Consider the following 18,189-nt stretch of genomic DNA (forward strand, 5'->3'; position numbering starts at 1 on the left):
CTGTCGATTCAATATTGCATCATTAAATTTTTAATTCCTTTAAAATCAATAAAATAAAAATTGGCACGCTAACTGCTGTATCAGGGGAAAGGAAACCACGGCCTCAGGCACAGTGCCCGGCCCGCTGCAGGAGAATCCCATGAGCAAGCGTGAACCCCCCTTCAACCAGCCCCTGGGCGGCAACGAGATGCCCCGCTTCGGCGGCCCCGCCACCATGATGCGGCTGCCCACCCAGCCGGATGCGGCCGGCCTGGACGCCGCCTTCGTCGGGGTGCCCTTCGACATCGGTACTTCCAACCGGCCCGGCGCCCGGCTGGCGCCGCGCCAGATCCGCGACGAGTCGCGCATGCTCAGGCCCTACAACATGGCCACCCGCGCCGCGCCCTTCGACAGCCTGCAGGTGGCGGACATCGGCGACGTGCCCATCAATACCTTCAACCTGCAGAAGAGCATGGGCATCATCGAATCCTTCTACGATCAGGTGCTGGAGCACGGCTGCCGGCCGCTGACCCTGGGCGGCGACCACACCATCGCCCTGCCGATACTGCGTGCCATGAAGAAGAAATACGGCCCGGTGGGATTGATCCACGTGGACGCCCACGCCGACATCAACGATCACATGTTCGGCGAGAAAATCGCCCACGGCACCCCCTTCCGGCGGGCGGTGGAAGAGGGGCTGCTCGACGGCGAGCGGGTGGTGCAGGTAGGCCTGCGCGGCACCGGCTACGCGGCGGACGACTTCGACTGGAGCCGGGAGCAGGGCTTTCGGGTGGTGCCCGCCGAGGAATGCTGGCACCGCTCCCTGGTCGGGCTGATGGAGGAGGTGCGCGCCAAGGTGGGCGGCGGCCCCGTCTACATCAGCTTCGACATCGACGGCATCGATCCCGCCTACGCGCCGGGCACCGGCACCGTGGAGATCGCCGGCCTGACCGTGCCCCAGGCGCTGGAAATCATCCGCGGCTGCTGGGGGCTGGACATCGTCGGCGGCGATCTGGTCGAGGTGTCGCCGCCCTATGATCCCAGCGGCAACACCGCCCTGCTGGCGGCCAACCTGCTGTACGAAATGCTGTGCGTGCTGCCCGGGGTCGAGCGGCGCTGAAGGATGTTGCCGCCGCGCCCGGCGGCAACCACTATAAACAAAGGAGTGTAATCTGATGTCTTCTTCTTCTCTGGAGGCCGCCGGCGGCCGTGCAACGACCAAGGGCGGCGGTGTGAGCCGCCGTGGACTGCTCAAATTCCTGCTGCCCTCGCTGCTCGGGGTCGGCATGTTCCTGGTGCCCATCAGCCAGGGGGACCAGGTCACCATCGGCCTGGGACTGATGGCCGACTGGCTCAAGGCGGCCCTGGACGACAGTCTGCCGACGGTGGCGGTGGCCATCCTCTGCCTGTCGGTGCTGCTCACCGCCCTGGTCAAGCTGGCCAAGCCCGGCTGGGCCCGGGACGGGGTCTGGCATGAGGTCTTCGACGTGGGGCCGGTCTGGTTCGGCCTGCGGGTGCTGGGTGCCCTGTTCGGGCTGATGGCCCTGTTCCAGTTCGGGCCGGAGTTTATCTGGAACCGCAATACCGGCGGCGTGGTGCTGCTGGATCTGGCGCCGGTGCTGCTCACCTTTTTCTTCTTCGCCGCCCTGCTGCTGCCCTTCCTGGTGGACTTCGGGCTGATGGAGTTCATCGGCGCCCTGGTGAGCAAGCCGTTCCGTTTTATCTTCCGCCTGCCCGGCCGCAGCGCCATCGACGCCACCGCCTCCTGGCTGGGCTCGGGCACCGTCGGGGTGCTGATCACCGCCCAGCAGTACGAGAAGGGCTTCTACACCCGGCGGGAGGCGGCGGTGATCGCCACCAACTTCTCGGTCGCCTCCATCGCCTTCAGCCTGCTGATCACCACCTTCGTCGGCCTGAACCACATGTTCATCCAGTTCTACTTCACCGTGGTGGTGGCCGGCCTGGCCGCGGCGGTGATCATCCCCCGGCTGCCGCCCCTGTCGCGCAAGCCCGACACCTACTACGAGCCGGCGGGCTGCCAGATCGCCGAAACCGCGCCCGGCGGCAAGGGCGTGCTGCGCTACAGCCTGGAGCTGGCGGTGGCCCGCGCCGAGCAGGCCCCGGGGCCGGTCCGGCTGGCCCGGAGCGCCCTGTTCAACGTGGTGGACATCTTCCTGGCGCTGCTGCCGCTGGTGATGGCCATCGGCACCGTTTCCCTGGTGCTGGCGGAATACACCCCGTTGTTCACCTGGCTGTCCTACCCCATGATCCCGCTGCTGGAGTGGCTGCGCCTGCCCGAGGCGGCGGCCGCGGCGCCGGCCACCCTGGTGGGCTTCGCCGACATGTTCCTGCCGGCGGTGCTGGCCAAGGGCATCGAGAGCGAGCTGACCCGCTTCGTGGTGGCCTGCCTGTCGCTGACCCAGCTGGTGTACATGTCGGAAGTGGGCGCCCTGCTGCTGAAGTCCAGGATACCGCTCAAACTGTGGGAGCTGCTGGTGATCTTCCTGCTGCGCACCCTGATCACCCTGCCCATCATCGCCCTGATGGCCCACCTGTTCTTCTTCTGAGGGAGTGACCATGACCCAAATCGACACCACCTGCGCCGACCTGCTGATCCGGCTGCTGCGCGACCGTTACGGGGTGGACACCCTGTTCGGCATCCCCGGCGTGCACACCATAGAGCTGTACCGGGGTCTGGCGGAGAGCGGCCTGCGCCACCTGACGCCCCGCCACGAGCAGGGAGCGGGCTTTATGGCCGACGGCTACGCCCGCGGCAGCGGCAAGCCCGGGGTCTGCCTGATCATCACCGGCCCGGGCATGACCAACATCGCCACCGCCATGGGCCAGGCCCTGGCGGACTCCGTCCCCATGCTGGTGATCTCCAGCGTCAACCGGCGCGACACCCTGGGGCTGGGCCAGGGCCGGCTGCACGAGCTGCCCGGCCAGCAACAGCTGATGGCCGGGGTGGCCCGCTTCAGCCACACCCTGCTCGACCCGGCCACCCTGCCCGAGGTGCTGGACCGGGCCTTCGCGGTGTTCAACGGCGCCCGGCCGGGGCCGGTGCACATCGAGATCCCCATCGATCTGCTGCCGGCGCCGGTGCGGGCCGCCGTGCCCCGGCCCGCGCCCGTCCTGTTCCGGGCGGCGCCGGACCCCCGCGGGCTGGCCCAGGCGGCGGCCTGGCTCGGCGAGGCGCAGCGGCCGCTGCTGCTGCTCGGTGGCGGCTGCGTCGAGGCGCCGGAAGCGGCCCGGGCCCTGGTGACGCGGCTGGATGCGCCGGCGGCGACCACCATCAACGCCAAGGGCCTGCTGGGGCGGGACCATCCGCTGGATCTGGGCGCCAACACCGCCCTGCCGGCGGTGCGCACCCTGGCCCGGGAGGCGGACGTGATCCTGGCGGTGGGCACCGAACTGGGCGAGACCGACTACGACGTGGTGTTCGACGACGGCTTCCAGCTGGACGGCCGGCTGATCCGTATCGATATCGATCCCGAGCAACTGGTGCGCAACCAGCGCCTGGCGCTGGGGCTGGTGGCCGACGCCGGCCGCAGCCTGGAACTGCTGCTCGAGCACTTTCCCGCGCCCCTGCACCGGGGCGGGGCCGAGCGGGTGCGGGCCGTGCACCAGGAACTGGCGCTGGCGGCGGAGCCGGCCTTCGCCCCCTATGTGCCGCTGTTCGACACCCTGCGCGAACTACTGCCCGAGGCGATACTGGTGGGGGATTCCACCGCCACCGTCTACGCCGGCAACCATCTGGTGAGCCAGCCCGAGCCCCGGCGCTACTTCAACGCCTCCACCGGCTACGGCACCCTGGGCTACGGCCTGCCGGCGGCGCTGGGCGCGGCCCTGGCCAAACCCGAGCTGCCGGTGGTGGCGCTGGTGGGCGACGGCGGCATCATGTTCACCCTGAGCGAGCTGGCCACGGCGGTGGAGGCGGGCATTCCGGTGGTGATACTGCTGTGGCACAACCAGGGCTACGAAGAGATCCGCCGCTACATGGACCACCACGGCGTGAACCGGGTAGGGGTGGACATCTGGGCGCCGGACTTCCAGCAGCTGGCCTCCGGCTTCGGCTGCCGTGCGACCCGGGTGGACAACCCGGCGGCGCTGGCCCGGGCCCTGGCCACGCGGCCCCTCGACGGCCCCCTGCTGGTGGAGATAGACGCCGCCGGCTGGAGCCGGGCGGTGGCGGAGTAAGGAGGACGCATGCAGACTCTGGACCGGCAGTTTATCGACAACCGTTGGCAACCGAGCCGGGGCGAGCGCCGGCTGGCGGTGGTCAACCCCTATACCGAGGAGGTGATCGCCGAGCTGACCGGCGGCCACCCGGACGACGTGGACGCGGCGGTGGCGGCGGCGCGGCGCGCCCAGCCCGGCTGGCAGGCCCTGGGCGGCGTCGGGCGGGCGCCTTATTTGGAGGCGATGGCCGACGGCCTGGCCCGGCGGCGGCAGGAACTGGCGCACTTGTCCAGCCGCAACAACGGCAAGCCCCTGGCCGAGGCCCGGCTCGATCTGGACGATGCCATCGCCTGCTACCGCTACTACGCCGGCCAGGCGCGGGCGCTGGACCAACGGCAGGGGCAGGAAGTGGCCCTGGCCCAGCCCGGGCTGCAGGCCCTGGGCTACCTGGATCCGGTGGGGGTGGTGGCGCTGATCACCCCCTGGAACTTCCCGCTGGTGACCAGCGCCTGGAAGCTGGCGCCGGCGCTGGCGGCGGGCTGCGCCGTGGTGTTCAAACCCTCGGAGGTGACACCGCTGCCGGAGCTGGCCCTGGCCGAACTCGCCCTCGAGGCGGGGCTGCCCGCCGGGGTGTTCAACCTGGTGCTGGGCGACGGCGAGGGCGTGGGGGCGGCGCTCTCCTCCCACCCGGACATCGACAAGGTGTCCTTCACCGGCAGCAACCGGGTGGGGGAGGCGATCATGGCCGCCGCCGCCCCGGCCAGCCGGGCGGTGGCCCTGGAGCTGGGCGGCAAGTCGCCGATCCTGGTGCTGGAGGACGCCGACCCGGAACGGGCCGCCGAGCTGGTGATGGCGGGCATCTACTTCAACGCCGGCCAGATCTGCTCGGCCACGTCCCGCCTGCTGGTGCACCGTTCCCTGGCGGAGCCCCTGTACCGGGCCCTGGCCGGGCGCATCGACGCCCTGCGGCTGGGGGATCCCCTGGCCGAGGGCACCGACATGGGGCCGCTGGCCAGCGCCCGCCAGCGCCGGGCGGTGCTGGACTACCTGGCCGTGGCCGAGGCGGAAGGCCTGGCGGTGGTGCGCGACGGTCGCCACCGCGCCCTGCCGGCGCACGGCTTCTTCTTGGCCCCGGTGCTGTTCCGGGACGTGCCCGCCGCCAGCCGGCTGTGGCGGGAGGAGATCTTCGGCCCCGTGCTCTGCGGCCGCAGTTTCGACGACGAGGAAGAGGCGGTGCGCCTGGCCAACGACAGCGACTTCGGCCTGGCGGCGACGGTGGTGAGCGGGGATCCGGAACGGGCCCGGCGGCTGGGTCGCCGGCTGCGGGCCGGCACCATCTGGTACAACAGCGTCCAGGTGGTGCCGTGCGAAACCAGCTGGGGCGGCTTCAAACGCAGCGGCATCGGCCGCGAGCTGGGCCCCTGGGGGCTGAACGCCTTCCTCGAGGTCAAGCACCTGCTGGGTCCGGCGGACTGAACAAAGCAACTGATGACAAAGCTCATCACCTGTTTTTCGCCAGGGACTTCCCTTTATCACCGCTGTTTAATAGTGGTCATCTCCGCGAAGGCGGAGATCCATGAAATATTGCACTGGACTCCCGCCTTCGCGGGAGTGACCGCAGAGTCACTCAATGGTTTGCCAACTGTCTGAACGGCCGGCTTGGCGGCCTTTGTCGCGAAGCCGTCGGGGTGCCTGCGCAAGCATTAGAAATGGCCGTAAACGGCGCTTCCCGCCGCCAGCAGGGCGGCGAGCTTCTCCAGCGCATGCCGATACTGGCTTTCCTCGGCGATCGACATCAAGGACAGGCGGATCGCGTTGTCCGACCGGGGCCCGACCCGGAAAAAGGAGGCGCTGCTGACCAGCATGTTTTGCTCTCGTGCCGCCAGGGCCAGGCTGTCGGCCTGCCAGCTATCGGGCAGCTGCAGCCAGAGGTGGTAGCTGGTGGGCTGGCGGCTCATGTGGCAACCCTGCAGGATGCTTCCGGCGATCCGCTGCCGGCGGCGGGCGATATCCTGTTGCGCCTTGGCCATCTGGTAGGCATCGCCGGAACGGATCAGGCCACTGGCTACCTCGAACATCAGGGGCGGAGGTAACCAGACCGTGGCGCGGATAAAGGCGGCCAGGTGCCCTGCCTGGGAGGCGGGCGCCCTGATAAAGGCGCAACGGAGGCCCGGACTGATGGCCTTGGACAGGCCACTGATATGAAATCCCTGTTGCGGTACCCGGTTGGTGATGGCTTCCATCCGGTTTTCGTTAAGGAAGCCGTAGATATCGTCTTCAACCAGCCACAGCCGGAACCGCTCGATAACGGTTGCCAGCGAGGTCCTGCGCCGTTCGGACATGGTGGCGCCGGTCGGATTCTGGTGGGAGGGGAGCACGATGACCATGGCGATTTTTTGCTGTCGGCACAAGGCTTCGAGTGCTTCCGGGAGCATCCCCTGGTCGTCCATTGTTACGCCGGCCAGCCGCCTGCCGAGCAGATGGGCGATGGACAAGATGCCGGGGTAGGTCTGGGCCTCTACGGCGATGGTGTCCCCGGGTTTGGTATACAGCTGTATCAAGGAGGAAAGGGCATGTTGGGCACCATTGGCAAGCAGCACCTGGTCCGTAGAGGCGGTCTCGAGTCCGTAGTGGCGTGCCCACGCCATGCCGCTTTCTCGATGACGCCGCAGGCCCGTATTCTCGGTGTAGCCGAAGAGATCGGGCTCCGTGATATTGCTAAGGCAGGATGATATTTTACTGGTCAGTTTGTCGATATTGTATGCAATGCAGGGTTGCAGGATCGACAGGTTCAGCACCTGGGCATCCTGCCTGGAATGGATCACCTGTTCCAGCCTGGTATCGCTGCAGACAAAAGTCCCCTTCCCGACAAAAGATTCAATTTCCTCTTGTGCTATCAATACCTTGTAGGCCTTCGCCACTGTCGCCGGGGTGGTTGCCAGTTCTAGTGCCAAGGCGCGATGAGTAGGGAGTTTGCTCCCTTTGGAATAGTCCCCGGATGTAATGCGAGCCCTGATAGTGTTTACGATATCAAGATACTTGGTGTCACTCATGGTGATGCCCTGCTGTCTGACGGCAACGGCAATCATACCGCTTCTGCACCAGCCCTTCTATGTCAATTCAATCATTGACTTATGGCTCAATCGTGAGATTGACTCAATTGACATATGTCAATTGGTGGTTGTAGTTTGGACCCATCTCTGGTTCGTTCTTTTTTCATCAATCCACCGGTTTTAAAGGGGAAAATATAATGGCTAATGTTGCCTTTATCGGTCTTGGAGTTATGGGCTATCCGATGGCGGGGTATTTGCAAGAACATGGGCATACCACCGTGGTTTATAACAGAACGGCAGACAAGGCCATCAAGTGGGTGGAGGAATATCGGGGCCGTATGGCGTCTACTCCAAGAGAGGCTGCCAAAAGCGCGGATATCGTCTTTATCTGTGTAGGCAACGATGATGACGTGCGCAGTGTGATCCATGGCGATGACGGTGTGCTGGCCGGCATGGAAAAAGGCACGACCATCGTCGACCACACCACGACCTCCGCCGATCTGGCTATCGAGCTGAGAGACGCCTGCCTGGCTGCGGGTGTCTGCTTTATGGACGCCCCCGTGTCCGGCGGACAGGCCGGAGCCGAGAATGGCTGTCTGACGGTGATGTGCGGGGGTGAAAAGAGCACATTTGAAAGCGTATTGCCGGTGCTCGAGAGTTATTCCAGGCAGGTGCAATGGATGGGAGAGCACGGCCAGGGACAACGCTGCAAGATGGTGAATCAGATCTGCATTGCCGGGGTATTGCAGGGGTTGAGCGAAGCATTACTGCTGGCACAAAGTGCGGGGCTGGATGCCCGGCTTGTGGTTGAAACCCTGAAGCATGGTGCGGCCGGATCATGGCAAATGGAAAACCGGGCGGTCACCATGTCGGATGATCGATTCGATTTTGGTTTCGCCATCGACTGGATGAGAAAAGACCTTGCCATTTGTCTGGCGGAGGCCGGTAAATACGGGCTCGAGTTATCCATGGTGAAGCGGGTCGATAACATCTATGCCGGACTGCAGAAAAATGGACTGGGCCGGATGGATACGTCTGCCTTGATCGTCGGCGTTAAGGGGTAACCCGGCAAGCTGAGGTTTTAATCTTGTTACAGACAATGCCGATATTACGGTCTCGTCAACCCCGCGACACCCACTCTCGTCATCCCCGCGAAGGCGGGGATCCATGAAAACCCGCACCGGACTCCCGCCTTCGCGGGAGCGACGGAAGGATTGGCGCCGTTCGTCACACGGCTTCAGCCGCGGGATCCCACAGACGGCATGGGATCGGCACCGCTCGCCACACTACCTGTGGCCTGATGTGCGCAGGCACAGAGGATCTTCAGGTTGAGCTTCATGCCGGGAGACAGTGCCGAGCCCAGGCACAAGCGTACGGCCGTATTCTGCCTGTCATCGGGAAAGAAAATACCACTGCCGGCGATATGGCACCCCTGCTGTTCCGCCAGGGATGCCAGGGTGGACATATCCGTGTTGGCTGGCAGCAGCACCCAGTGGATGAAACCGCCTGCGGGCGGGATATAGCTGGATCCTTCCGGAAACTCCGTGCGTACCAGAATATCGAGATAATCCCTTACCGCGGCGAGCTTGTCCTGCAACCTTGCGCTGTGCCGTTCCAGATAGCCGCGCTCCAGAAAGACGTTCAGAACCTGTTGGGCAAGGCTGGAAACCGACAGATTGCGCGCGAACATCTGTGCGAGGATGGCGTCCCGGTAGTCTCCCGGCACACACCAGCCGACCCGGTAGCCGGGAGCTATGGTTTTGGAAAAGGAGGAGCAATAGAGGGTCCGGGAGCCTGCCGCCAGGCTTTTCAGGGCGCGTGGACGTGTCTTCCCCGGTGCCAGGTCGAAGAAAATATCATCCTCGATAATGGGAATGCCGGCGGTGTGGGCCAGCCGGGACAGGCGGGCACGGGCGTCGTCCGGCATGATAAAGCCCTGCGGGTTCTGCAGGGTGGGGTTGAGGTAGATGGCCGCAATCTGTTGGTGCTTCAGCGCCTCTTCCAGATGATCTACATCCATGCCGGTACGAGGATGGGTACGGATCGGTAGGGCGCGCATGCCGAGCCGCTCGATGATTTGCAACATGCCGTAGTAGGTCGGCATTTCGATGGCGACCACGCCACCTTGGGGCGCCACGGCTTCCAGGGCCAGCTCCAGGCCGATGGTATCGCCGGAGGTGATCAGAATGTCATCCGGTCCGCAGACCACGCCGCGGGTGAGCATAAGCGCGGCGAGCCGCCGCCGCAGATCCGGCAGGCCCGGGGGCGGTATGAAACCGGTGAGCAGGCTGTCATACCTGTCGGCTACGGCGGAAAGGCACTTTTTCAACAGGGTATGGGGGATCAGATCATCATGCAGGACCGCAGAGCTCAGGGAGGCGGACTTGAGCCGCCCGGCGCGTGAGAGCATGGCCACGACGGCGTGATTGACATTGACCGCGACACTGGCAAACCCCGTTTCATCTGCTGGTACGGCCTGGGTTTTGGCGGCGACAAAGTAGCCGGTTCTGGGCTCGGCACGGATATAGCAGCTGGATTCCAGATCCCCCAGCGCACGCTGTACCGTGGTTACACTGGTATCGAACATCCGGGAAAGTGCGCGAATGGACGGCAACTTCATTGTTTCCGGCCATTCGCCACTATTTATTTGGCGAACGATCCAGTGCCTTATCGTTTTCCAGCGGGGTTCGTTCCGTTGTTCAATACAATACATGTTTTGTCATAGCCATTAAGAACTATGACATGTATAACAAAATGCTTCCGGCCGCGGCAACGATCACTATGCTGAGCACCACCAGGCCGAAGGCAAATCGGATCAGGCTGTGTTCCTCCTCTCGACTGGCGGCAGCCAGGCCGGTGATAAGGGACAGGATCGAAAGCGAACCCAGGGCGCCATGCCCGGCCGCACTGTTGACCATGGCGGCAAGCCAGGGACCCTGTGTCGTCTCCAGACCTGCAATGGAAGGCATGATCAAGGTGTTTCCTCCCACATTGGAGCCCGTGACGTAGCCGGCAATACCGGCAATGGCGGCGACCATGGGGCCCAGTGCGATGCCGGTCAGCGATTGTAACCCCTGTTGGGCTTGCAGCAGAAAACCGGCCTTGACCATGATCTGTGACATCAACAAGAAGAAAAGGATGGTGGCCACCGGACGTTTGGCACGGGCAAATAGCTGGCTCCAGGGGAATTTAACATGGAGTTCAGCTTGCTCGCGTTGCCGTATGGACATCATCAGTGCCACCAATGCTAGCGCTACTCCCGGCGACGCCAGCGGTTTCCAGGCCACGCTGTCGCCGTTGATTTCCCAGTAGCTGTCCCAGCCAGTGGCGAGGAAGAGCCCTCGCAGGGCAACGATGATGGCCAGAAGAGCCAGGTAGGGCCATGCCGCACCTGGCCAGGCAACCAGGCGCCTGGTGCTCAGGAAGGAGAAGACCAATCCCACGCAAGAGACAGCAAGGCCGGCCATGACTCCAGCGATTTCCGGTCCTGTCCACCGGCTTGTCATATAAAGCACGGCAACAAAAAGGGCTGTGACAACAAAGAGGGCGAGCCAGGGACCAAGGGTACGGATACCGGCCAGCCATAAGGCGATGGCGGCCAATACCAGGAAGACGGGGGCGCTGATCAGAGCGGAGTGGCTTGCCAGTACCTCGGATGGCTGGGCGGCGAGGAGAGCCCCTATCAGGGTTGCCAGGCCCAGGGTCCCCCAAGGCATGATGACCATACCGGACAGGGCAATGCGCAGACCAAGCTGCCGGGAAAACAGTCCCATGAAGAGCGGGACGGTGGCGATCAGGGAAACACCGAAGCCCGTCATGGCTTCAAGCAGCGGAGCCAGACCAAGCACAATAAAAATAACTTGTGCGGCGGGCGGCCACCCCAGCTCTTTCACCCAGGCGCCGATGGCTTGTGGCGCTCCCTGTTTTTCCACCAGGATGACAAAGGCCAGCCCCGGCACTATGACGCCAGCGGTGCTGAGAAACAGGACTCCCGTATCCGTGGCGATGGCCAGGGCTACGGCCCGGGATAAGGGAGCCGCGACCCCCAATCCCCACAAGAGTAGAACGAGGACCACGCCGATGAGTGCTGCCTGTACGGGCGGTCGGCGGAAAGCCAGGATCAGTGCCACCACCATGCCGATGGGGGACATCTGGAGAAGCAGTGTCGTTGCCATGAGTGTCTCCTTAGTCCTGGGTTTGCCCGGAATACACCGTGGCCAGCATGGAAGGACGTTTCCGGAATTCCCGGTACCAGTCGGTCAGACGCGGGCAGCCGGAAAAATCCGGCAGTTTGCGGAACAGGATCCAATCGATCGCCGTAGCCAGGGCGATATGGCCGATGGTCATGGGACCGTCCAGGGGAACCCTTTTTTCGATGAAGTCATAGGTCGTCATGAGCTTTCCCGCCTGCCCCTCGGCGTAAAGCGCATAGCGAAACGCTTCCGGCCGGCGTTCTGTCTCGGAGCGCAGCCGGATGCCCGCATCACAGATGCCCTGCGCCAGAGCCTCGAGGCGTAGCGCCGCCCAGCGTGCGGAGCCTTGCTCCGGGATGAGCCGGGGTCCGGCATGCAGGCTGTCGAGATAATCGCAGATCACCAAGGAGTCGAATAGCGACGAGTCATCCGGCAGTATGAGAACCGGCACCTTGCCGAGCGGATTCATCCGGTAGACTGTTTCGTTGCGACGAACGGGGCTGGTCTCGTGGTGAATAACGTCCAGCCCGGCGGCCTGGCCGGTTTCATGGGCGAAGACCAGCACCTTGCGGGCATAGGGGGAGTGTGTTTGGTACAGAAGCTTCATTGACTCGGACCCAAAGTTATTGTGGATTTACACAGAAATTTTCATTCTGTTGGAATTTGACCCGGTAAAAATCACTGCCAGACAGGATTCCCCGGGGCAGGCCGAATCAATATGCGTGATGGGGGCTAACGAAGAGATAGACAGATCATGAGTTTTTTTCAGTACAGGTGTGATTTCAGAAGAACTCCGGTTCGGCCCTGTACCGGCGTCCGCGGCCTTCTTTACAGTTTCTTTATACCCGCCCCCGCAATCTAAACACCCTTCTTATGCGCGTTTTCGTAGGCTTGGGGCATGGCTTACGGAGACTTCAAACCATGGCAAAAAAACGTATTGCGGTGATCGGCCTGGGCCGGTTCGGCTCCGCCTTCTGCCGGGCGGCGCGGGGCGCCGGCCTGGAGGTGATGGCGATGGACTCGGATCAGGAGCGGGTGCACGCCATCGCCGATGACGTGGCCGAGGCCATCATCGCCGACGGCACCGATCCCAAGGTGACCGCCAGCATCGACTGGCGGCAGTTCTTCGCGGTGGTGGTGGCCATCGGGACCGATCTGCAGAGCAGCCTGATCACCATCCTCAACCTGAAGGAGGCGGGGGTGGAGACGATCTGGTGCAAGACCCGCGACAGCTATCACCACAAGCTGGCGCAGAAGATGGGCGTGAGCCGGGCCATCAACCCGGAGCAGGCCATGGGCGAGATGGTGGCGGCCTGGCTGGGCCACCCCGAGCTGCTGACCCGCCAGGTGCTGTCCACCGGCCAGGTGATGGCGGAGCTGGAAGTCAATGCCAGCCACCTCGAACGCAACCTGGTGGGCCTGCTCGGCCGCCATCATGTCCGGCTGTTGGGCATGACCCGCTACAAGGACTACCAGCCCGAGCAGCTGATCCAGAGTGCCCGCCTGCAGCCGGGCGACAAGCTGCTGCTGCTGGCCGACGTGGAGCAACTGGAAACATGTCTGCGCAGCTTGTCCTGACCCACAAACGGCTGGGCTCGCCGGCGCTGCTGTTGTTGCAGGGCTACCTGGCGCTGGCCCTGGCCGGCAGCCTGCTGTTGCTGCTGCCCGCGGCCCGGGTCACCCCCGTGGGCTGGCTCGACACCCTCTTTACCTCGGTGTCGGCGGTCACCGTCACCGGCCTGGTGGTGGTGGATACCGGCAGTGCCTATTCGGTTCTGGGCCAGGCCATCATCGGCCTGCTGATCCAGCTCGGCGGCCTGGGCTACATGACCCTGGGGGCGGCGGCCATGCTGTCGTTCAACGCCAGCGTGGGCCTGCGCAACCAGGCCATGCTCAGCTCCTTCTGGCAGCTGGGGCCGGATCTGCGGCTGTCGGACGTGCTCCGCTTCTCCCTGCTGTTCAGCCTGGGGGTGGAATTGGTGCTGACGGTGCTGTTCGCCCTGCACTGGGTGCCGCTGCTGGGCTGGCAACGGGGCCTGGGCACCAGCCTGTTTCACGCGGTGTCGGCCTTCAACAACGCCGGTTTCGCCCTGTTCGGCGACTCGCTGATGTCGGTGTCGCCGGGCTGGATGGTACTGGCCCATGCGGCGGGCTTTATCGTCGGCGGACTGGGCTTCGCGGTGCTGTTCGAGCTGCTGGTGCTGCGCCGTTGCCGCAGCGTGCATACCCGGCTGGTGCTGTGGGCCACCCTGACCCTGCTGGCGGTGGGCACCCTGCTGCTGCTGCTGTTCGAGCACGACCACAGCCTGGCCGGGCTGGGCTGGCGGGAGCGCCTGCTGCACGCCTTCTTCCAGAACGCCTCCGCCCGCACCGCCGGCTTCAACAGCCTGGACATCGCCGCCATGAGCCCGGCCGGGCAGAGCTGGCTGATGCTCAACATGGTGATCGGCGCCGGCCCCGGCTCCACCGCCGGCGGCATCCGCGTCACCACCTTCGTGCTGCTGATCACCGGGGTGGTGGCGGCCCTGCAGGGCCGCACCGAAACCCGCATGCTGGGGCGCATGCTGGGGGTGGAGTTCATGCTGCGGGCCGCCGGCATCCTGGTGATCACCCTGAGCCTGCTGCTGCTGGTGACCCTGCTGGCCTTCTATCTGATGCCCGCGGCGGATCCCTTTGCGATGATCTTCGAGCTGATCTCGGCCCTGGGCACGGTAGGACTGTCGACGGGCATGACCGGGGAGTTGAGTCCGGGGGGCAAAGTGCTCATCATGGCAGTCATGATGATTGGCAAGCTGAGCCCGGTGTACCTGTTTACCGCCCTGGCGGGCAGCCCGGAGCGTCCGCTGCGCTACGCGGGAGGCCGTATTGCCCTGGGATAATCCACGCCTGCCGCCCTGGCTGCCGAGCCTGGGCGGCCCCTTGCTGGCGGCGTTGCTGTTGCTGCCGCTGCGGGGCTGGCTCACCACCACCGACATCGCCATGGCGCTGCTGCTGGTGGTGGCGGTGATCGCGGTGCGCCAGGGCAGCCGTTTTGCCAGCCTGGCCACGGTGCTGAGCGTGCTGCTGTTCGATGTGCTCTTCGTCGAGCCCTACTACACCCTGCACGTGCACAACCTGGACTACCTGGTCACCTTCGCCGTCATGCTGGCGGTGGGCCTGCTGATCAGCCGGCTCAGCGGCCAGTTGCGGGGCCGGCTGGAGCGGGTGCGCCAGCTGCTGCGCCAGCTCAGGGGGATGTTCCTGCTGGCCCGGGGCCTGCCCGGTCACGGCCGGCCCGAAGCCATGTACGAGTTCGTGACCCAGTTGCTGGGCCGCCGGCTGGGCTGCCCGGTCAGCGTCCGCCCCGAGCCGCCGGCAGCGGGCGAGGCGCTGCCGGTGTTCGACAAGCAGCGGCTGGTGGCCTACCTCTGCTGTGCCGCCGGCCCCTACAAGGCCAACCGTACCCTGCTGCGGGTGGCGGCCTCGTTGCTGGGCCAGTCCCTGACCCGGGCCCGCCTGGCCCGGGCCGAGCAGGAAGCGCGGCTGGAGGCGGAGCTGGCCAGCGGCCGCAACGCCCTGCTGCGTTCCCTGTCCCACGATCTGCGTACCCCGCTGGCCAGCATCATGGGCAATGCCAGCATGCTGGCGGACCCCCAGGTGCGCCTGGGCGAGGCGGAATACCGGGAGATTGCCGAGGCCATCTACCAGCAAAGCCGGGTACTGAGCAGCCATTTCGACAAGGTGATGGAACTCAACCGGGTGCAGCGCCAGGAGCAGCCGAGCCTGCAGGTGGTGATGCCGGAGGAGGTGGTCAGCGCCGCCCTGCGCCGGCGCGGCAACCTGTTCGACGCGGTGCGCTTCGACTTCGCCATCGACGACGGCACCCCGGTGCAGGGCGACGCCACCCTGCTGGAGATCGCCCTGGCCAACATGCTGGAGAACGCGGTGCGCCACGGCCGGGCGCCCTTCCGGCTGGAAGGGCACTGGCACGGCGAGCTTTACGCCTTTACCCTGAGCAACGGTTGCGGTGGCCGGGCGCCCCGGCCGCAGCGGGACGGCGGCGCCGGCCTGGGGGTACCCATCTGCCGGGCGGTGGCGGACCTGCACCAGGGCGCCTTCTACCTGACCGAGAGTGATGACGGACACACGATGACGGCCCGCCTGGTGTGGCCGGCCTGGAGAAAAGCAGCATGACGGCCAACCAGCCCCATATCCTGATCATCGAAGACGACGCCTCCATGGCCCGTTTTCTGCATACCCTGCTGCGCAGCCACCAGTACGGGGTGGAGGCGGCGGCCGGCGGCGCCGAGGGGTTGCGCTGCCTGAGTGGCCGTACCCCGGATCTGGTGCTGCTCGACCTGGGCCTGGGCGACATGGACGGAGTGGCGCTGCTGCGCGAGCTGAGAGCCTGGTCCGCGATGCCGGTGATCGTGATCTCGGCGCGGGAGCGGGAGGCGGAAAAGGTGGAGGCGCTGGACGCCGGCGCCGACGACTACCTGACCAAGCCGTTCGGCGCCCAGGAGCTGCTGGCGCGGATCCGGGTGGCCCTGCGTCGCCCGGGGCGGGACGCCGAGCTGCCCCTGCAGCTGGGGGACATCACCGTCGATCCGGTGGCGCGGCGGGTCTGCAAGGGCGGCGAACCGCTGCACCTGACCCCCACCGAATACAAGCTGCTGCTGTTCCTGTTGCGCCACGCCGAGAAGGTGGTGACCCACCGCCAGATCCTGAGCGCGGTCTGGGGCCCCGCCCACGTGGAGCACCACGAATACGTACGGGTGCACATGTCCCAGCTGCGCCAGAAGCTGGAAGCCCAGCCCGCCCATCCCCGCATCCTGCTTACCGAGCCGGGCATCGGCTACCGGCTGGTGGTGCCTTAAGCTCGCGGCGAACGGCGCCGGTTCCCAAAATCCGTCATGCCCGCGAAGGCGGGCATCCAGGAGCGGCCAGCACAGGTCTTGCTCCCGGCAGGGGTTGATGGACTCCCGCCTTCGCGGGAGTGACAGGAAGAGTGGCGAACGACGCCGTTCCTGTGTTGCCGGCGGATTCCCGCGGCTCAGGCCCCGCCCAGCAGCAATGCCAGCAGCAGGATATTGCCGAGCAGCAGCAACAGCGACAGCCCCCGCCAGAAGGCGAGGGGGTGGCGTTCCACCAGCGGCAGCTGCTCCTCGCGCAGGTAGGCCGGGTTGGGTTTCCTGAGGTCGGCCTCCAGCTCGGACAGGGCCGGGTAGCGCTGGCCGGGCGGCAGCGCCACCGCCCGGGCCAGGGCCCGATCGACCCAGTGGGGCAACTGGGGCTGGTACTGGCGCAGGGAGGTGTAGCGCAGCCGGTTGAGCTGGCCCCGGCCGCTGGCGGCGGCCAGCCGCTCGCCGTAGGGCAGCCGGCCGCTGAGCAACTGGTAAAGGATGCAGCCCAGGGCGAACTGGTCGGCGCGGGCGTCGACCGGCTCGCCCAGCAGGTATTCGGGGGCGGTGTACTGCTTGGTGCCGAGCAGGGCCTTGCGGGCGATGGGGGTGGCGATATCGGCGATGCCGGCGATGCGGGCGGAGCCGAAGTCGATGATCTTGGCCACCCCTTCCGCCGTCACCAGTATGTTGCCGGGCTTGAGGTCCTGGTGCAGCATGTCCAGCCGATGAAAGGCGCGCAGCCCGGCCACCAGCTGGGGCAGCAGCCGGCGCACCTGCTCCAGCGGCAGGGGACCCTCGTCGTCCAGCATCTGCTCCAGGGTGCGGCCCTCCAGGTACTCCAGGACATAGTAGAGAAAGTGCCGGGGCCGGCGCTGCTCCAGCACCCGCACCACATGGGGGTGGTTGATGCGCCGGCCCACCCACTCCTCCAGCTGGAACCGCTCCAGGTAGGCCGGGTCGTCCTCGAAGTTGATCGAAGGAGTCTTGAGCACCACCTGCTCGCCGCTCTCGGTATCCACTGCCAGGTAGAGCTGGCTGGTGGAGCTGGCGTGCAGCTCGCGCAGGATGCGGTAGCCGTCGAGCACCATGCCCGGCTCCAGCTCCGGCGGAAAGGGCAGGTCGGTGAGGCGGGCGACCACCTCGTCCATCTCCGGCTGCGGCAGGGCGTCGATGTACAGCAGCTGGCAGCTGAGGTTGTCGTCGCTGCCGCCGGCCAGGGCCGCCTCGCAGATGGCGGCGGCGCAGGCCTCCGGGTCCGGGTGCCGGTGCAGCAACCGCCTGATCTCGGCGTCGGCCAGGTGCTCGTAGACGCCGTCGGTCAGCAGCAGGAAGCGGTCGCCGGGCTCGGCCGGCAGCGACTTGTAGTCGATCTCCAGGCCGTAGTCCACGCCCAGGGCCCGGGCCAGGTATTCCCGGTCCGGGCCCAGGCGGATGCGGTGATCCTGGGTCAGGGGTTCCAGGTCGCCGTTGCGCCACAGGTAGATGCGGCTGTCGCCCACGTGGAACAGGTGGGCGGTGGTGGACTTGAGCACCAGGGCCGAGAAGGTGGTGGCGGCGGAGCGGGATTCGTTCAGGAACTGGCTGCCCTGGCTGCACAGCCAGAGGTTGATGGCGGTGAGCACCTTGGCGCCGGACTGCTTGACCGACCAGCTGTCCGGGGTGCTGAAGTAGTCGGAGAGAAAGCCGCGCACCGCCGACTGGCTGGCCAGGGCGGCCTGGTCACTGCTGCTGATGCCGTCGGCCAGCACGCAGGCCAGGCCCTTGGCGTCGAGCAGCCGGGGGTTGTCCGGGGCGTAGAAGCCCAGGGCGTCCTGGTTTTCGGCCTTGCGCCCGGCCAGCGAGTGCTGGCCGCAGCGCACCTTGAGGCTGTTGGTCAAAGGGTATCCCCGGTTGGGTTGCTGG

General features: G+C 65.8%; 14 protein-coding genes. 9 read left to right on the top strand and 5 right to left on the bottom strand.

The window, feature by feature from the left end:
* Positions 1-139 precede the first annotated feature (139 nt).
* Genes speB through ACT7DK_RS01870 form a run of 4 tightly spaced genes read left to right on the top strand, consistent with a single transcriptional unit; the run spans position 140 to position 5,634 of the window.
* Positions 140-1,099, top strand: a complete 960-nt coding sequence (gene speB, locus ACT7DK_RS01855) for an agmatinase (protein ID WP_445395755.1) — start codon at positions 140-142, stop codon at positions 1,097-1,099.
* Positions 1,100-1,154: 55 nt separating this feature from the next.
* Positions 1,155-2,546, top strand: a complete 1,392-nt coding sequence (locus tag ACT7DK_RS01860; protein WP_445395757.1) for a YjiH family protein — start codon at positions 1,155-1,157, stop codon at positions 2,544-2,546.
* A 10-nt stretch (positions 2,547-2,556) separates the two neighbouring features.
* Positions 2,557-4,176, top strand: a complete 1,620-nt coding sequence (locus tag ACT7DK_RS01865) for a 5-guanidino-2-oxopentanoate decarboxylase (protein ID WP_445395759.1) — start codon at positions 2,557-2,559, stop codon at positions 4,174-4,176.
* 9 nt (positions 4,177-4,185) lie between these two features.
* A complete protein-coding gene (locus ACT7DK_RS01870) occupies positions 4,186-5,634 on the top strand; it encodes an aldehyde dehydrogenase family protein (protein ID WP_445395761.1) in 1,449 nt (482 codons plus the stop codon).
* A gap of 227 nt (positions 5,635-5,861) precedes the next feature.
* Here the strand turns inward: ACT7DK_RS01870 and ACT7DK_RS01875 are convergent, their stop codons facing one another.
* On the bottom strand, positions 5,862-7,247 hold the full coding sequence (locus ACT7DK_RS01875; RefSeq protein ID WP_445395763.1) for an aminotransferase-like domain-containing protein: 1,386 nt from the start codon (positions 7,245-7,247) through the stop codon (positions 5,862-5,864).
* A gap of 161 nt (positions 7,248-7,408) precedes the next feature.
* Between ACT7DK_RS01875 and ACT7DK_RS01880 the strand changes: the two genes are divergently transcribed.
* Complete coding sequence (locus ACT7DK_RS01880; RefSeq protein ID WP_445395765.1) at positions 7,409-8,275, top strand: NAD(P)-dependent oxidoreductase; 867 nt, start codon at positions 7,409-7,411, stop codon at positions 8,273-8,275.
* 173 nt (positions 8,276-8,448) lie between these two features.
* On the opposite strand, the gene ACT7DK_RS01885 is transcribed toward ACT7DK_RS01880, so the two are convergent.
* The 3 genes from ACT7DK_RS01885 to ACT7DK_RS01895 are packed head-to-tail and all read right to left on the bottom strand — an operon-like array spanning position 8,449 to position 12,011.
* The gene (locus tag ACT7DK_RS01885) at positions 8,449-9,924 is read right to left on the bottom strand and encodes an aminotransferase-like domain-containing protein (protein ID WP_445395767.1); all 1,476 of its coding nucleotides are present in this window, start codon (positions 9,922-9,924) and stop codon (positions 8,449-8,451) included.
* A gap of 22 nt (positions 9,925-9,946) precedes the next feature.
* Complete coding sequence (locus ACT7DK_RS01890) at positions 9,947-11,386, bottom strand: hypothetical protein (protein WP_445395769.1); 1,440 nt, start codon at positions 11,384-11,386, stop codon at positions 9,947-9,949.
* Positions 11,387-11,396: 10 nt separating this feature from the next.
* Entirely contained in the window at positions 11,397-12,011 is a 615-nt protein-coding gene (locus ACT7DK_RS01895) for a glutathione S-transferase family protein (protein ID WP_445395771.1), read from the bottom strand.
* 314 nt (positions 12,012-12,325) lie between these two features.
* Between ACT7DK_RS01895 and ACT7DK_RS01900 the strand changes: the two genes are divergently transcribed.
* The 4 genes from ACT7DK_RS01900 to ACT7DK_RS01915 are packed head-to-tail and all read left to right on the top strand — an operon-like array spanning position 12,326 to position 16,260.
* Positions 12,326-12,982 (top strand): potassium channel family protein, encoded by a 657-nt coding sequence (locus ACT7DK_RS01900; RefSeq protein ID WP_445395773.1) that lies wholly within the window; start codon positions 12,326-12,328, stop codon positions 12,980-12,982.
* The gene (locus ACT7DK_RS01905; RefSeq protein ID WP_445395775.1) at positions 12,961-14,283 is read left to right on the top strand and encodes a TrkH family potassium uptake protein; all 1,323 of its coding nucleotides are present in this window, start codon (positions 12,961-12,963) and stop codon (positions 14,281-14,283) included. The genes ACT7DK_RS01900 and ACT7DK_RS01905 overlap by 22 nt, the downstream gene beginning before the upstream one ends.
* Complete coding sequence (locus ACT7DK_RS01910; RefSeq protein ID WP_445395777.1) at positions 14,270-15,577, top strand: DUF4118 domain-containing protein; 1,308 nt, start codon at positions 14,270-14,272, stop codon at positions 15,575-15,577. The genes ACT7DK_RS01905 and ACT7DK_RS01910 overlap by 14 nt, the downstream gene beginning before the upstream one ends.
* Entirely contained in the window at positions 15,574-16,260 is a 687-nt protein-coding gene (locus tag ACT7DK_RS01915; protein WP_445395779.1) for a response regulator, read from the top strand. Before ACT7DK_RS01910 ends, ACT7DK_RS01915 begins: the two co-directional genes overlap by 4 nt.
* Positions 16,261-16,436: 176 nt before the next feature.
* Here the strand turns inward: ACT7DK_RS01915 and ACT7DK_RS01920 are convergent, their stop codons facing one another.
* The gene (locus tag ACT7DK_RS01920; RefSeq protein ID WP_445395781.1) at positions 16,437-18,164 is read right to left on the bottom strand and encodes a protein kinase domain-containing protein; all 1,728 of its coding nucleotides are present in this window, start codon (positions 18,162-18,164) and stop codon (positions 16,437-16,439) included.
* Positions 18,165-18,189: the final 25 nt, after the last annotated feature.

The sequence above is a fragment of the Zobellella sp. An-6 genome (assembly GCF_052487945.1).

What these genes read in the sequence shown, in the direction of transcription:
- ACT7DK_RS01900 (WP_445395773.1), top strand. Translation starts at nt 12,326, where the DNA reads ATGGCAAAAAAACGTATTGCGGTGATCGGCCTGGGCCGGTTCGGCTCC.
- ACT7DK_RS01890 (WP_445395769.1), bottom strand. Translation starts at nt 11,386, where the DNA reads ATGGCAACGACACTGCTTCTCCAGATGTCCCCCATCGGCATGGTGGTG.
- ACT7DK_RS01885 (WP_445395767.1), bottom strand. Translation starts at nt 9,924, where the DNA reads ATGTATTGTATTGAACAACGGAACGAACCCCGCTGGAAAACGATAAGG.
- ACT7DK_RS01870 (WP_445395761.1), top strand. Translation starts at nt 4,186, where the DNA reads ATGCAGACTCTGGACCGGCAGTTTATCGACAACCGTTGGCAACCGAGC.
- ACT7DK_RS01875 (WP_445395763.1), bottom strand. Translation starts at nt 7,247, where the DNA reads ATGATTGCCGTTGCCGTCAGACAGCAGGGCATCACCATGAGTGACACC.
- ACT7DK_RS01865 (WP_445395759.1), top strand. Translation starts at nt 2,557, where the DNA reads ATGACCCAAATCGACACCACCTGCGCCGACCTGCTGATCCGGCTGCTG.
- ACT7DK_RS01880 (WP_445395765.1), top strand. Translation starts at nt 7,409, where the DNA reads ATGGCTAATGTTGCCTTTATCGGTCTTGGAGTTATGGGCTATCCGATG.
- ACT7DK_RS01905 (WP_445395775.1), top strand. Translation starts at nt 12,961, where the DNA reads ATGTCTGCGCAGCTTGTCCTGACCCACAAACGGCTGGGCTCGCCGGCG.
- speB (WP_445395755.1), top strand. Translation starts at nt 140, where the DNA reads ATGAGCAAGCGTGAACCCCCCTTCAACCAGCCCCTGGGCGGCAACGAG.
- ACT7DK_RS01860 (WP_445395757.1), top strand. Translation starts at nt 1,155, where the DNA reads ATGTCTTCTTCTTCTCTGGAGGCCGCCGGCGGCCGTGCAACGACCAAG.
- ACT7DK_RS01895 (WP_445395771.1), bottom strand. Translation starts at nt 12,011, where the DNA reads ATGAAGCTTCTGTACCAAACACACTCCCCCTATGCCCGCAAGGTGCTG.
- ACT7DK_RS01915 (WP_445395779.1), top strand. Translation starts at nt 15,574, where the DNA reads ATGACGGCCAACCAGCCCCATATCCTGATCATCGAAGACGACGCCTCC.